The 13,698-nt window shown below is 57.7% G+C and carries 15 protein-coding genes and 1 tRNA gene; 4 read left to right on the top strand and 12 right to left on the bottom strand.

Annotated features, from left to right (window positions below; all coding sequences use genetic code 11):
- A partial coding sequence (locus AC3GOJ_RS05290) for an integrase core domain-containing protein (protein WP_488236505.1) occupies positions 1-99 on the top strand: 99 nt, incomplete at its 5' end.
- Between the two features lie 48 nt (positions 100-147).
- On the opposite strand, the gene AC3GOJ_RS05295 is transcribed toward AC3GOJ_RS05290, so the two are convergent.
- The 3 genes from AC3GOJ_RS05295 to rpoD all read right to left on the bottom strand — a co-directional run bounded on the left by AC3GOJ_RS05295 (position 148) and on the right by rpoD (position 3,646).
- Positions 148-1,272, bottom strand: a complete 1,125-nt coding sequence (locus AC3GOJ_RS05295; RefSeq protein ID WP_488236425.1) for a patatin-like phospholipase family protein — start codon at positions 1,270-1,272, stop codon at positions 148-150.
- A 187-nt stretch (positions 1,273-1,459) separates the two neighbouring features.
- A tRNA-Ile gene (locus AC3GOJ_RS05300) sits at positions 1,460-1,538 on the bottom strand.
- 8 nt (positions 1,539-1,546) lie between these two features.
- A complete protein-coding gene (gene rpoD / locus AC3GOJ_RS05305; RefSeq protein WP_488236426.1) occupies positions 1,547-3,646 on the bottom strand; it encodes an RNA polymerase sigma factor RpoD in 2,100 nt (699 codons plus the stop codon).
- On the opposite strand from rpoD, the gene AC3GOJ_RS05310 reads away from it, so the two are divergent.
- Complete coding sequence (locus tag AC3GOJ_RS05310) at positions 3,636-4,160, top strand: hypothetical protein (protein WP_488236427.1); 525 nt, start codon at positions 3,636-3,638, stop codon at positions 4,158-4,160. The two genes, rpoD and AC3GOJ_RS05310, sit on opposite strands and share 11 nt — an antisense overlap.
- A gap of 124 nt (positions 4,161-4,284) precedes the next feature.
- On the opposite strand, the gene dnaG is transcribed toward AC3GOJ_RS05310, so the two are convergent.
- The 3 genes from dnaG to rpsU form a co-directional block, all read right to left on the bottom strand.
- Positions 4,285-6,060 carry a DNA primase gene (dnaG, locus tag AC3GOJ_RS05315; protein ID WP_488236428.1) on the bottom strand — a complete coding sequence of 592 codons (1,776 nt, stop codon included), beginning with the start codon at positions 6,058-6,060 and terminating at the stop codon, positions 4,285-4,287.
- 24 nt (positions 6,061-6,084) lie between these two features.
- Positions 6,085-6,537 (bottom strand): GatB/YqeY domain-containing protein, encoded by a 453-nt coding sequence (locus tag AC3GOJ_RS05320; protein WP_488236429.1) that lies wholly within the window; start codon positions 6,535-6,537, stop codon positions 6,085-6,087.
- 79 nt (positions 6,538-6,616) lie between these two features.
- Complete coding sequence (gene rpsU, locus AC3GOJ_RS05325; protein WP_162050624.1) at positions 6,617-6,829, bottom strand: 30S ribosomal protein S21; 213 nt, start codon at positions 6,827-6,829, stop codon at positions 6,617-6,619.
- 161 nt (positions 6,830-6,990) lie between these two features.
- Here rpsU and tsaD point away from each other — a divergent pair, with 161 nt between their 5' ends.
- The gene (tsaD, locus tag AC3GOJ_RS05330; RefSeq protein ID WP_488236430.1) at positions 6,991-8,076 is read left to right on the top strand and encodes a tRNA (adenosine(37)-N6)-threonylcarbamoyltransferase complex transferase subunit TsaD; all 1,086 of its coding nucleotides are present in this window, start codon (positions 6,991-6,993) and stop codon (positions 8,074-8,076) included.
- On the opposite strand, the gene plsY is transcribed toward tsaD, so the two are convergent.
- Positions 8,073-8,717: a glycerol-3-phosphate 1-O-acyltransferase PlsY gene (plsY, locus tag AC3GOJ_RS05335; RefSeq protein ID WP_488236431.1), complete on the bottom strand. Its 645-nt coding sequence runs from the start codon at positions 8,715-8,717 to the stop codon at positions 8,073-8,075. The genes tsaD and plsY overlap by 4 nt on opposite strands.
- Before the next feature lie 63 nt (positions 8,718-8,780).
- Between plsY and AC3GOJ_RS05340 the strand changes: the two genes are divergently transcribed.
- Entirely contained in the window at positions 8,781-9,161 is a 381-nt protein-coding gene (locus AC3GOJ_RS05340; RefSeq protein WP_488236432.1) for a dihydroneopterin aldolase, read from the top strand.
- Between the two features lie 83 nt (positions 9,162-9,244).
- On the opposite strand, the gene xerD is transcribed toward AC3GOJ_RS05340, so the two are convergent.
- The 5 genes from xerD to AC3GOJ_RS05365 are packed head-to-tail and all read right to left on the bottom strand — an operon-like array spanning position 9,245 to position 13,682.
- Positions 9,245-10,168, bottom strand: coding sequence for a site-specific tyrosine recombinase XerD (xerD, locus tag AC3GOJ_RS05345; RefSeq protein ID WP_488236433.1), 924 nt, complete (start codon positions 10,166-10,168; stop codon positions 9,245-9,247).
- The gene (locus AC3GOJ_RS05350) at positions 10,161-10,733 is read right to left on the bottom strand and encodes a methylated-DNA--[protein]-cysteine S-methyltransferase (protein WP_488236434.1); all 573 of its coding nucleotides are present in this window, start codon (positions 10,731-10,733) and stop codon (positions 10,161-10,163) included. The genes xerD and AC3GOJ_RS05350 overlap by 8 nt, the downstream gene beginning before the upstream one ends.
- Positions 10,717-11,991, bottom strand: a complete 1,275-nt coding sequence (locus AC3GOJ_RS05355) for a glutamate-5-semialdehyde dehydrogenase (RefSeq protein WP_488236435.1) — start codon at positions 11,989-11,991, stop codon at positions 10,717-10,719. The genes AC3GOJ_RS05350 and AC3GOJ_RS05355 overlap by 17 nt, the downstream gene beginning before the upstream one ends.
- A 15-nt stretch (positions 11,992-12,006) precedes the next feature.
- The gene (holA, locus tag AC3GOJ_RS05360; RefSeq protein ID WP_488236436.1) at positions 12,007-13,023 is read right to left on the bottom strand and encodes a DNA polymerase III subunit delta; all 1,017 of its coding nucleotides are present in this window, start codon (positions 13,021-13,023) and stop codon (positions 12,007-12,009) included.
- A complete protein-coding gene (locus tag AC3GOJ_RS05365) occupies positions 13,020-13,682 on the bottom strand; it encodes an LPS-assembly lipoprotein LptE (protein WP_488236437.1) in 663 nt (220 codons plus the stop codon). The genes holA and AC3GOJ_RS05365 overlap by 4 nt, the downstream gene beginning before the upstream one ends.
- Between the last annotated feature and the right edge of the window lie 16 nt (positions 13,683-13,698).

A 13,698-nucleotide genomic window follows, 5' to 3' on the forward strand; every position in this document is an offset into this window, starting at 1 on the left:
GGTGACTGGATTACTTTCTACAACCATCAGAGGCCACATCAGGCCCTTGGTATGAAAACCCCAGCAGCAACCTTTAACAACTACCCGTTAGCAGCGTAACCTGTGCAACTTTCGGTGGGTCATTACACCACCAGAAAGTTGACTCATTTAGTTAAGCGCAGTTGCCCGTTGTGACTTAGCTCGCACATCCTCGTCAAAACTGCGCTCCAGACCGGGTGGCTGCTTTGCCCAGGGGTACCCATTCAGCGCACGAACGTATCCGTATTGGTAGAGTGCTTTCATGTAGTCAGGATCAAATTCAACCTGTCTCTTGGCCTTAAAGTCCGGGCCAATAAATGCCAGATTAAATCCGACATGGTCTTTTTGGGTTGTTTGGTAAATCTGGTAAATGTCGCCCAGCCCCTGTGCCTGAATCAATTGAGAAATTGATCTTTTGACGATGCTGATCGTATTGCGCTCGATATCTTCTTTGTCGGTATCCAGGCGTGAATTCCGAATAATGTAGGCTTCTTTCTTCTTATTTCTGACAAGCCCGACTGCATCAGCCTTTTTGGCAGCAGCGGTCGGGTAAAGAAATACTTGAGCGCTCACGCCGCCATCAACGTGCATCTCATGATAAGTCTTGTTTTCAACGGCGACATCAAACATTACCGGCGGAAATGCGCCGGGGATTGAGGCGGAGGCCAGCATGATCTTACGGAAAAGATCTAATGCTTCTGGTGTACCTATTGAGGCAATTTTTCCCATGTTCCACACAACAGGGATGCCTGCATCGATATTGGTTGTGCCAATTAATAACCATCGACCATTCGTCGTATGCTCGTAAGCGATTTTGCGCATCAACTCAGCATCAACGTACTTGGCAATCAGGTCATATAAGGGTCTGGTATCTGCGATGCCATCATCTGTAAGTACAGAGAGCAGCCATCGCATCTTGTAGATCTGTTCCGGGGTTGTTTCAGTATAGACATACGTAAGCACCGGGTCATATTCGGGGCCAAGATAAGCAAAGGGGGCAAGTAGTGCACCTGTACTAACGCCCGTGACCAAGTCAAATCGGGGGCGATCTCCTCTCTGGCTCCAGCCTACCAGTAGGCCGGCACCAAATGCGCCATTGTCTCCGCCACCAGATAAAGACAGATATTTGCCACTGCCAGGTTCTGTGCCTAAGCGCTTTTGATCTGCCATTAAATCGGCCACCATGTCAGCCACGCCGGCTTTGGTCGAAATGAGATACCGGATGTTGGGCCAATCAGGGATCTGGGCCTGCATGTACTGCTGAGTTGGTGCGGAGCTTTTTCGTTCAAGGGAGCTACAGCCAACGGCAAGCAATGCAATAGTAATTGCGAAGAGGTTTAGTGACTTCATTGGAAGGTAAATGTGGGTGTCATATCTGACTGATTTTAGCCGCAATAAGTAAAAAACCACTAAGGATTTTGACCTTAGTGGTTTTTGTTTTTGGTGGGCCCCCCGAGAGTCGAACTCGGCACCAACGGATTATGAGTCCGCTGCTCTAACCAGGCATGAGCTAGAGGCCCGGTAAGGCTTAGTTGTTGGTATCGACGAAACTGCGCAGCTTGTCAGAACGCGACGGATGGCGCAGCTTGCGCAGTGCCTTGGCTTCGATCTGGCGGATACGTTCGCGGGTGACATCGAACTGCTTGCCGACTTCTTCCAGCGTGTGGTCCGTGTTCATTTCGATACCGAAGCGCATGCGCAGCACCTTGGCTTCTCGCTGGGTGAGGCTATCGAGAATATCCTTGGTGACTTCGTGCAGGCTGGCATTCATCGCGGCTTCTAGCGGCGACAGGGTGGCCGTATCTTCGATGAAATCGCCCAGGTGCGAATCGTCGTCGTCGCCGATCGGTGTTTCCATCGAAATCGGTTCCTTGGCGATCTTCAGGATCTTGCGGATCTTGTCTTCGGGCATTTCCATCTTGATGGCCAGCGTTGCCGGATCCGGTTCGAAACCGGTTTCCTGCAGGATCTGACGCGAGATACGGTTCATCTTGTTGATGGTCTCGATCATGTGCACCGGGATACGGATGGTGCGGGCCTGGTCGGCGATCGAACGCGTGATGGCCTGACGGATCCACCAGGTGGCGTAGGTCGAGAACTTGTAACCTCGGCGGTATTCGAACTTGTCGACGGCCTTCATCAGACCGATGTTGCCTTCCTGAATCAGATCCAGGAATTGCAGACCACGGTTGGTGTACTTTTTGGCGATGGAAATCACCAGGCGTAGGTTCGCCTCGGTCATTTCCTTCTTGGCGGCACGTGCGTGTCGCTCGCCTTTTGTCATCTGCTTGTTGATCTCACGGACTTCGGCCAGGGTAATCCCCAGGCTCTCTTCCATGTCGATCAGTTTCTTTTGCCACTCGTGCACGGCTGGAATATTGCGTTCCAGAACACCCTGGATGTGCTTCGGCGCGTTGGCAACTTCCTTTTCGATCCACGTCAGGTTGACTATGTTCGGCGGGAAGGTCTTGATGAAGTGATCGCGCGGCATATTGCACTTGTCGACACAGATCGATAGCACGGTACGTTCGGCGCGGCGGATCTGATCCATCAGCGCGCGAACCCGATCACACAACTTTTCAATGGTGCGGGAGTTGAAGCGGATGTTGAGCAGTTCTTCAGAGATCTGCTTGCGGGCGCGCTGATACGAAGGATCTGTCGTGCCCTTGGCCTTCAGTGCCTTGATTTCCTTGCTGTGCAGGGCTTCAATTTTGGCGAAGCGCTCCAGCGCGGCATCCTTCAGTTTGGCGAGAGATGCCGCATTGGCTGCTGCCTTGGCTTCACCGCTATCGTCTTCCTCATCATCTTCGATATCGTCATCGTCGTCATTAGCACTGGCATTGGCGGCCATCATGGCCTCCTCGGCTTCGACATCGACCAGACCATCGACCAGTTCGTCAATTTTCATTTCATCGGTGGCGACTTTCTTGGCCATGTCGATGATTTCAGTGACCACTATCGGGCAGGCGCTAATGGCCTGAACCATGTCGCGCAAACCGCCTTCAATTTTTTTGGCGATAACGATTTCGCCTTCGCGAGTCAGCAGCTCGACCGTGCCCATTTCACGCATGTACATACGCACGGGGTCTGTGGTTCGGCCAAATTCAGAATCGACTGTTGCCAAGGCTTGTTCAGCTTGCTCTTCAACGACTTCGTCGTCGGCGACCGGTGCGGTGCCATCGGTCATGAGCATATCTTCAGCGGCCGGGGCTTCATCAAATACACGAATGCCCAGATCGTTGAAGGTGGTGATCATGGCTTCCACTTGCTCGGCTTCCATCACGGTATCCGGCAGGTGGTCATTGATTTCGGCGTGCGTCAGGTAGCCACGTTCCTTACCCATCTTGATAAGGGCGGTAATGCGCGCTTTGCGTTCTTCAGGCGAGATCTGCTGGACGGTGGTCGTACCGAGCAGACGCTTACTATCTTTAGCCTTCGCCTTGGTTTTGCCTTTGGCAGCTGCAGTCGTCTCTTCAACGACCGGTGCTGCTGGCACTAACGCTTCAACAGCCGGTGCCGGCTCAGGTTTTTTTGCCTGTGCCTTGGCGATGGGGGCGGGCGCCTGGGGGGCTGCCTGTTTGGCCGAGGCTTTTGCTACCGGAGTCTTGGCCGGGGCTTTGGCGGGCATCACCGGGGTCTTCGCTGCCCCTTTTTTGGCGGCTGGGGTGGTCGTAGGTTTTGCGGTTGGTTTTGCAGTTGATTTCGGAGCTGGTTTGGCAGCGGATTTGATAGCCGGTTTGGCAGTTGCTTTTGTTGTCGTCGCTTTGGTCACAGTTTTCTTGGATACAGAGGCTTTGACCGGCGCCTTGGCGGTTACCTTCTTGGCGGCCGCTTTGGCAGCTGGTGCAGCAGGTTTAGTTGTTTTTGTCGGTTTTACGGCCGCGGCTTTGGCAACCGGTTTTTTGGCCGATGCGGCAGGCGTGGCTACGGGTTTTTTTACGGTAGGCTTGGTAGCCGCTTTGCTAACGCTTTTGGTTGCAAGGCTCTTGGCCACAGGTTTGCTGGCCTTCACTGCAGGTTTTTTAGCTGGCGCACTCTTCAGAGGGGTCTTGGCAGCGGGTTTGGCAGTTTTCTTGGCAGCAGCAGTCTTGGGTTTGGTAGCCATGGCAGCATCCGTAGCGTCATTGCGGCGCGAAGGTTGAACATGAGGGCGGAGTGTCAGTTTCCAGTTGGACATGGTGCGCACCTCTTGAGTCAGTAGAAATACAGTAAACCTTTAATTATACACGAAAATTACCCAATCTTTTGGGCAAGAACCGTGCCAAATCAGCGTCGGCGACCAGTTCTGCCCAGTTGTTGCAGGCGCTGTAGCAGCCCGGCATAGCGGGTTTTTTCATCAGAATTCAGCGCCCCGCGTTGTGCAAGCTGTTGTAGCGAAGCCAGTTCGCTGTCGAGCTGGTCCCGCTCCATCTGCGCCACAATGCCTTCCAGTTCTGCGCCCAGGGCGTCTTTTTCAAGAGGCTCGGTGAGTAGACTAGCAAAAATTTCGGCGAGAAGGGTGGCATCTTCCGACCCTCGGAGTCGTTCCAGAAGCTCCGATGGTTGCGGGCAGGCGGTCAGGTGCGGCAACAAACGACGCAAACTGGCCGACAAAGGGTCGTTGGCCGGCAGGCTGTTCAGCAGGGAGGGCTGAATCGTGGGTATCAAATCCGGTGCTTGCACCAAGACACGAAGCAGGCGTCGTAATATCGATGGTGCCTGGCGCGGTGCTCTGGCCGGCGCTTCCTGCTGCGGCATGGCTTGGCGCTTCAGTTCACAGCCGCGCTCCACTTCCGCCGGTTGCAACCCGGTTTTTTCCGCCAGCTGCTTGACGATCTGCAGACGCAGCATGGCCGTGGGGATTTTCTGGAGCAGGGGTTTAGCCTCTGCCAGTAGTTTGGCCCGGCCTTCGGCGCTGGTCAGATCCACGTGACTGGTCAGCGTTTGCAGCAAGAATTCGGAAAGCGGGGTGGCGCGATCTATGGCTGCCTGAAACGCCTCTTTGCCCAGATCCCGAACGTAACTATCCGGGTCGTGCTCGGTCGGTAAAAAGGCGAAAGCCAGGACTTTCTGTTCGGCCAGCGCTTCCAGGCTGTTTTCCAGGGCGCGCCAGGCGGCCTTGCGACCCGCGGCATCGCCATCAAAGCAGAACACCACGCGGTCGACCACGCGCAGCAGTTTGCGGATGTGCGTGGTGGTGGTGGCGGTGCCCAGGGTGGCGACGGCGTTGCCAATGCCATGCTGGGCGAGCGCCACGACATCCATGTAACCTTCAACCACAATGACGGTATCTGTCTGGCGACAGGCTTCGCGGGCCTGCGGCAGGCCGAAGACTTCGCGGCCTTTTTCGAAAAGCGGTGTTTCCGGTGAGTTCAGATATTTGGGTTCGCCCTGGTCCAGAATGCGGCCACCAAAAGCAATGACCTGCCCCCTCTGATCCAGAATCGGGAACATGACCCGGTCACGGAATCGATCATAACGGCGCTTCTGCTCGTTTTCAATGACGAGACCGGCCTTAATCAGCGCCTGAAAAGCGGGGGTGTCATAGTCGGGAAAAAGCGGGCGCAGATTCTGCCAGCCTTCTGGAGCGTAGCCAATGCCAAAGCGGGCGGCGATTTCACCGGTGAGTCCACGGCCTTTAAGATAGGCAATGGCCCTCGGTGATTTCTTCAGCGCATCCCGATACAGCTTGTGGGCTTTGAGCATCACCTCATAGAGTGATGGGCCCTCGTCATTCTGGCTGGCCGGTTTACGGAAGGCGCGGTCGTTATCTTCTTGCGGGACCGTCAGGCCGCAATGTCGGGCCAGCTCCTCAATCGCATCGGGGAAGCTAAGCCCCTGGTGCTCCATCAGAAAGCCGATGGCCGTGCCATGGGCACCGCAGCCAAAGCAGTGATAAAACTGTTTGGCCGGGCTGACGGTGAAAGAAGGTGACTTCTCTTTGTGGAACGGGCAACACGCCGCGTAATTGGCGCCCGCCTTTTTGAGGGGCACCACGCGGTCGATGATTTCGATGATATCCGTCCGGGCTAACAGCTCCTGGATAAAGGATTCCGGAATCATGGTGGGGCCCGGTCGCTACGCAAGTCAGCCCTGTAGGGCGGCTTTGACCTGTTGCGACACCACGGCCAGGTCGGTTTTGCCGGCGAGTTGGGGTTTCAGAATGCCCATGACCTTGCCCATATCGGCCGGGCCGCTGGCACCCGTTTGGGCGATGGCGGTCTGCACAGCAGCAGCCACATCCGCTGCCGACATCTGGGCCGGTAGGTACGGGGTGAGCACGTCAATCTCGGCGCGCTCCAGTGCTGCCAGCTCTTCGCGGCCAGCCTGTTCGTATTGGGAGATGCTGTCGCGGCGCTGCTTGATCAGCTTGTCGACGACGGTTACGACGGCGGCATCATCGAGGCTGATGCGTTCATCGACCTCGCGCTGTTTGATGGCAGCCAGCAGCAGGCGGATCGCCGCCAGCCGTTCGGTCTCGCGCGCTTTCATGGCGGTTTTCATGTCTTCGGTGATGCGGTCTTTGAGGCTCATCGTCATGATGCATAAATCCGTGGCTGATAAAACGGCAAAAGCCGCCGGAGGCCGGCGGCTTTCGAGAATCGGCGCTAGGCGGCGATTAGTAGAGCTTGCGCGGCAGTTGCTGGCTGCGCAGACGCTTGTGCAGGCGCTTCACGGCAGCAGCCAGTTTGCGCTTACGCTCAGCCGTCGGCTTTTCGTAGAACTCACGGGCACGCAGCTCGGTCAGCAGACCGGTTTTTTCGACAGTGCGCTTGAAGCGGCGCATGGCGACTTCGAACGGCTCGTTTTCTTTTACGCGAACGCTAGGCATTCAATCAACTCCAATTGTTTGGTGTACTGAACCGGCAAAATCAGGTGCCAGGACAGGGAATGAAATCTTGAGAACTGACTATATTACGACAAAAACCAGAAAATTCCAAATATTCATTTGATGCCTTGGTTGGCGGTGGGGAGTCGTTACAATAGCGAGCTATGAACGACCATCTTTGCAGAGCCAATGCCTTAGGCCCGCCCGTTGTGCTTGGGGTGGAGTCCTCTTGCGACGAAACCGGCATCGCATTGGTGACGCTGGATTCGCTAACCGGTGCGCCCCGTCTGTTGGGTCAGGCGCTGCATACCCAGGTGGCCATGCATGCGGCCTATGGGGGCGTGGTACCGGAGCTGGCCTCAAGGGACCACATTCGCCGGGTGGTGCCCCTGTTGCGACAGACGCTGGCCGATGCCGACATGGCTCTGGCGGATGTGGATGCCATTGCCTATACCGCCGGGCCGGGCCTGGCCGGCGCCTTACTGGTTGGTAGTGCCTTTGCTGAATCGCTGGCCTTTGCACTGGAGAAGCCGGTATTGCCTGTCCACCATCTGGAAGGTCACTTGCTCTCGCCGCTGCTGGCGGAAGAACCCCCGGCCTTTCCGTTTGTGGCCTTGCTGGTCTCAGGCGGCCATACGCAGCTGATGCGGGTCACGCGCGTCGGGGAATACGAATTACTGGGCGAAACGCTGGATGACGCGGCCGGTGAGGCCTTCGATAAAACCGCCAAGCTGCTGGGCTTGGGCTACCCCGGGGGGCCGGCGCTTGCCAAATTGGCCGAAACCGCAGATCCGGCGCTCGTGGCCGAGATCAAGCTACCCCGTCCCATGCTGCATTCCGGCGATCTGGAGTTCAGCTTTGCCGGCCTGAAAACGGCCGTGTTAACGCGGGTCAAAGCGGCTGAAGCGGCCGGAGGTTTAAATGAGGCGATGCGTGCGGCATTGGCTGCCGCTGTCGAGCAGGCTATTACGGATGTGCTGGTCGCCAAGTCGGTGCAGGCGTTAAAAGCAACCGGGCTCAATCGGTTGGTCGTAGCCGGGGGGGTCGGTGCTAATCGGCATCTGCGCGAAACGCTGGTTACGACCTGCCGGCGACGTCAGGCGGACGTGTATTTTCCGGCGTTGAGTCTCTGTACCGATAACGGTGCCATGATCGCGCTGGCCGGGCTATTACGCTGGGTAGGCGGTTCCGAGAAGAAAACGGCCGGCGGTTTTGCGGTCAGGCCGCGTTGGCCCTTAATCGACGCCTAGTGTTTTTTTTTGCTGCCGATTTTGCTTTCCTGTCCCGCCAGTAAACGACGCAGGTTGCCGGCGTGCTTGATCAGCAGCATGGAGGCCATCAATGTCACCGGCACGATCACGGGAGTGGGTAAGCCCATCAGGACGGCATAGGCGGGCGCCAGCAGTGCCGCAGTGATGGCCGACAATGACGAATAGCGTAGTGTGAATGCCATGAACAGCCAGGTGGCCAGCGTGGCCAGGCCGAGGGGCCAGTACAGCGCTAGCAGGACGCCGGCCGAGGTCGAGACACCTTTACCACCCTTGAAGCCGAGGGTCGCTGGAAATACATGGCCCAGAAACGCCACCAGACCGATCCAGCCCAGCAAATCTGCGGGCAGTCCCATTAGCGCGGCAACGCCGATGGCGATGGCGCCCTTGGCGGCATCACCGAACAGCGTTAGAAAGGCCGCCAGCTTATTGCCGGTACGCAGCACATTGGTTGCGCCGGGATTGCCCGAGCCAAAGCTGCGCGGATCGGCCAGGCCAAAGGCCTTGGATACGACCACGGCAAAGGGAATACAGCCAATCAGATAGGCCAGAACGGCTGTGCCGATCAGTAACGACAGGTGGCCGTCTATCGGCAGAATCCGGGCAATCAAATCTGGTGTCATAGGGTTTGTGGGTATAGAGTCCATCTGTCAGCTACAATGCGGCCGCAGCGCAGGCATTGTAGCGTGCCCGCCCGTCAAAAACGACTGTGTGCCATGGACATCATTTTTATCGAATCCTTTCGTGTCGAGACTCTGATCGGTATTTATCCCCGTGAGCGGATTGTGCCGCAGCCGGTGGTCTTTGATCTCAGGATCGGCCATTCGACTGCAACGGCCGGTGCCAGTGACGACATCCATGACACCATTGATTACGCCGAAGTTGTGGCCCGTCTGCGTCAGGAACTGGCGATCAAGCACTTCCAGTTATTGGAAAAGCTGGCCGAGTATGTGGCGACGTTACTCCTGGAAGATTTTGGTGCCCAGTGGGTGCAGGTGTCCGTGGCCAAACTGGGCATGATGCCGGGCGTGGCGCGGGTTGGCGTGGTGATTGAACGCAGCGCATAGCGCATAGGGTCGGGGTACGGGCCAAGTCTGGTTCGATTTGCGACGAGGTTGTCGATGAGAGCCGGGCTTGGCCCGTATCTCGATTAGCCTCTGGGGTGATGTTTCTCGTGCAGCGACTTTAATCGCTCGCGGGCCACATGCGTGTAAATCTGTGTGGTGGTAATGCTGGCGTGGCCCAGCAAGAGCTGCACGACCCGCAAATCAGCGCCGTGGTTAATCAGATGTGTAGCGAAGGCATGGCGTAGCACGTGTGGGGATAAGCGTTCACGCGGAATGCCTGCTTTGACGCCATAGCGTTTGATAATCTGCCAGAAACCCTGGCGCGTCAGTGGCTTGGTTTTTTGCCCAATGAAGATGACATCCGCCGGTTGTCCTTCGGTCAGTTCCAGGCGGGCGCTTTCCATGTACCGTTGAACGGCATCGAGCGCAGCTTGGCCCATGGGGACGAGTCGCTCCTTATCGCCTTTCCCCATGACTCGCACGACACCCATGTCGCGGTTTAGATCCGTCAGACGCAGGTTGACCAGTTCCGAGACGCGCAATCCGGTCGCGTAAAGCACTTCCAGCATCGCCAGATCACGTAGTCCTCGTGGCGTATGCGTATCCGGCGCCTGCAGTAACGCATCGACATGCGCTTCACTCAGGGTCTTGGGTAAGCGTCCTGGCCGGATCGGCATGACCAGTGCTCGCGTCGGATCGTCTGCCCGTTCGCCGCGTGCCACAGACCATCGGTAGTAGCGGCGTAGGGTCGAGATAGCGCGGGCCTGCGAGCTCTGTTTGTGATGCTGGGACAGATGCGCGATGTAGCGGTTCAGATCCACCTCGCTGGCCGCCCGCAGGGTACTGTGATGTTTTATCAACCAGTGCGCCAGTGCAGTCAGATCTCGCCGGTAACTGGCGAGCGAGTTGGCGGAAAGCCCCGCTTCCAGCCAGAGGCTGTCGCAGAAGATATCGACGACCTGCTGGGTATCGGCCGGGAGCGGTGGATGCACCGGGGCTCTAGGCATGGCTAATGATGCTGGGGTTTTCCCGGTCGAGCAGCCAGGCTTTCAGTGTCAGCATGGGGCCGTCGCTGGCATGGTTAAAGCCAGTGAGTCGGTTTCTGCCGGCTGAGATGATGCGATGGCAAGGCACGATCAGTGGCAGCGTATTGCTGCCAAGCGCCTGGCCGACGGCGCGCGGGGCGCTCTGCAACTGCGTTGACAGTTCGGCGTATGTCAACAGATCGCCAGCTTGGGTGGCACACAGCGCTTGGCGTAAGCGTTTCTGAAACGCCGTGCGTGGCAAGCCTAATGGCAGCGTAAAGACATAGGCCGGATCGATAAACCAATGGGTTAACTGCCGACGAATGTCTTCCAGTAAGGGGTCTCGAATACCACAAACCGTCGCATATGCCGTACGCCTGGATGGCGGATCCGTCAGAAAGACCAGGGCATCCAGCGCATCACCTTCTGGTGTCAGTCGGATGCCCAGCTGGATGGTTTGGCGTAGGCTGGTCGGTGCCTGCAGCGCGACATCGCCGAGCGGCAGAATGGCGTCAAAGCCATCGGGTGTTTTAGCCGCGGACTTCACCGTGCCCCAGCACGATCCATTTCTGCGAAGTCAGGCCTTCCAGACCCACCGGCCCGCGGGCATGAATCTTGTCGGTGGAGATACCGATTTCGGCACCCAGACCGTACTCGAAACCATCCGCAAAGCGCGTTGAGGCATTGACCATCACCGAGCTGGAATCCACTTCACGCAAAAAGCGCATCGCGTTACCGTAGTGGTCAGTCACAATGGCTTCTGTGTGTTGCGACGAATACGTGTTGATATGGGTAATGGCTTCATCCAGACCGGCGACTACTTTGACGGCAATCAACGGCGCCAGGTATTCCGTGACCCAGTCTTCGGCAGTCGCTGCTTCGGCAAACGGCAACAGGGCCTGGGTTTCGGCACAACCGCGAACGACCACGTTTTTGTCTTTCAGCATGGCGCCAATACGCGGCAGCAGGCTGCCGGCAATGCTGCGAGCAATCAGCAAGGATTCGGTCGTGTTGCAGGTGCCGTAGCGCTGGGTCTTGGCATTCTCAACAATACGCAGGGCCATCTCCGGGTCGGCATTATCGTCGACATAGACGTGACAGTTGCCATCCAGGTGTTTGATCATCGGTACGCGGGATTCCCTGATCAGGCGCTCAATGAGGCCTTTGCCGCCACGCGGTACGATTACGTCGATATCGTCACGCAGAGTAATCAGAATGCCGACGGCGGCGCGATCGGTGGTGTCAATGCACTGCACGCCCTGGGCGGGCAGGCCGGACTCTGACAGGCTCTGTTGTAGCAGCGCGGCAATCGCCCGGTTGCTGTTCAGCGCTTCGGAACCACCCCGCAGAATGGTGGCGTTGCCGGATTTGATGCAAAGCGCTGCGGCATCCGCCGTTACGTTCGGGCGGGCTTCATAAATAATGCCGATCACGCCGAGCGGCACGCGCATCTTGCCCACCTGAATGCCAGAAGGCCGGGTGCTCATATCGGTGATGCTGCCCACCGGGTCAGGTAAGGCGGCAATTTGCTCGACCCCTTGCGCCATGGCTTCAATGCCCTTGTCGCTGAGTGTCAGGCGGTCCAGCATCGCGGCTTCCAGACCGTTCTTGCGGGCGGCGTCCAGGTCCAGCTCATTGGCGGTGCGCAAGGCGGATGCCTGGGCACGGATGAGGCGGGCCAGCGCGAACAGCGCATTATTTTTCTGTTCAGTCGAGGCGCGTGCCATGCCGCGGGACGCCGTGCGGGCGTCCTTGGCAAGTTGGCGGATGGCCTGATCCAGCGAGGTGTTGTTTTCTGTCGTCATGATGGAATGATGCGGTTAGCAGAGTTCTAAAGCAAGTGCGGCCAGTTCGGTCCAGGGATCACCCTGGCCGATGCCCTTGGAGAGCCGGTCAATCCGGGCGATGTGCTCCAGCGCCGTGCGCCAGGAAATTTTGGTGCTGCGGTTGGCCGCATTGCGAAGTTGCTGGGCACGTTGGGGTGCCAGCCGCATGGAACGTAGACGGTTATCGGGCGAATCACCGGGGGCGGTGAGCTGCACCAGTGCACGGGTATCTTCGGCCAGCCAGTACAGAATCAGCGGTAAGGCTTCACCCTGTTCCCGCAAACCGGCCAGTGTGCGCGAGAAGCGCGCCAGATCACCATCCAGCAACGCGCCGCGCAGCATATCCATATCCAGGCGAGCGACGTCGGCCACGGCACCCTTGATCTGGTCCAGCGTCAGCGGGCCAGCCGGGTAAAGCAGTGCCAGTTTTAGCACTTCCTGGTTGGCGGCTAGTAGGTTACCTTCGACGTGATGGGCAATGTATTCCAGCGCATCCGGCGGTGCGGATTGCTGTTGCCGGGCCAGACGTTCGCCTAGCCAGCGCGGCAAGGCTTTAATGCCGGGCGGTACACACGGGATGACGATGGTGTTTTTGCTACTCAGAAAGTTCTGGAACCAGCTGGCTTTCTGTTCGCGCCAACCGAATTCGTGCAAGGTCATCAGGATCAGCGCATCGCTGGCCGTCGGGCCAGATCGCTCCAGGAGTGCCTGTAGGGCCTCTGGGCCGCCGCGGCCCAGTTTGCCGGTGGGAACACGCAGTTCAACGATCTTGCTGCCGCCGAATAATGACCCGCCCTGGGTGGCATAGGCCAGTTGTTTCCAGTCGAAGGGATGGCTCACCGTGAGGACTTCCCGCTCATCAAAGCCTTTGGCACGCGCTGCCATGCGAATGGCGTCGGCGGCTTCAATGACCAGGAGCGGGTCATCGCCATGAATGGCGTAAATCGGCGCCAGTGGGCCATTCAGATGGGCAGCCAGACGACCTGTGCCATCCGTGCCGCCCAGATTCACTGCATGCCTCCTAGGGGTTGCATGCCGGTGGGGGTGGTCAGTACCTGGTTGGTGTTCACGGCGGGAGTTTTGTTGGCGTTGCCTGATTTTCTGGGCGCGGTGAGTACAGTGCCGGCTGGCACGCGAATCGTGGCCAGACGTTGCATCACCTGAATCGCCGCATCGTTCTGCATATCACGAATCAGCAGCGCATCTTCCTGCTCTTTCGACAGTACTTCCTGGGCTGTCTGCGGGTTGAAAGAAATCTCGCGGCTCAGTTCGATGGTCGTCGGCGGATAGAGCTCGATTCCGGAGCCGGAATCTACTTTAAAGCCCAGGCGGTAGTTCAGACGGTACTCACGGGCCAGACCGCTCGGGTTAACGGCAACAACGGTTTTGGTTTGCTGATCCCCTAGGACGCGCAGAATCACCTCGGTCCGGTCCTTGTACTCATCCGGCACGACGCCAATGCCGTTGGCACGCAGCTGTGCCTTTAGCACCTGGGCAAAAGGTGAGGTATCGGGCACGCCTGAAACGTAGACCGTCTTGAACGGCAGATCGACGCTGATGGCACCGCGTAGTTTGAAACCGCAGCCCACTAGAATGGCTAGCCCCAGAACGGCCAGCAACATGCTGCGCAGGGTGTGGCGCAAGGTCATAACTACGGTCAGGTGCATCATGAGCGGGCCTCGTTTC

The sequence above is a fragment of the Fluviibacter sp. genome (genome assembly GCF_057744235.1).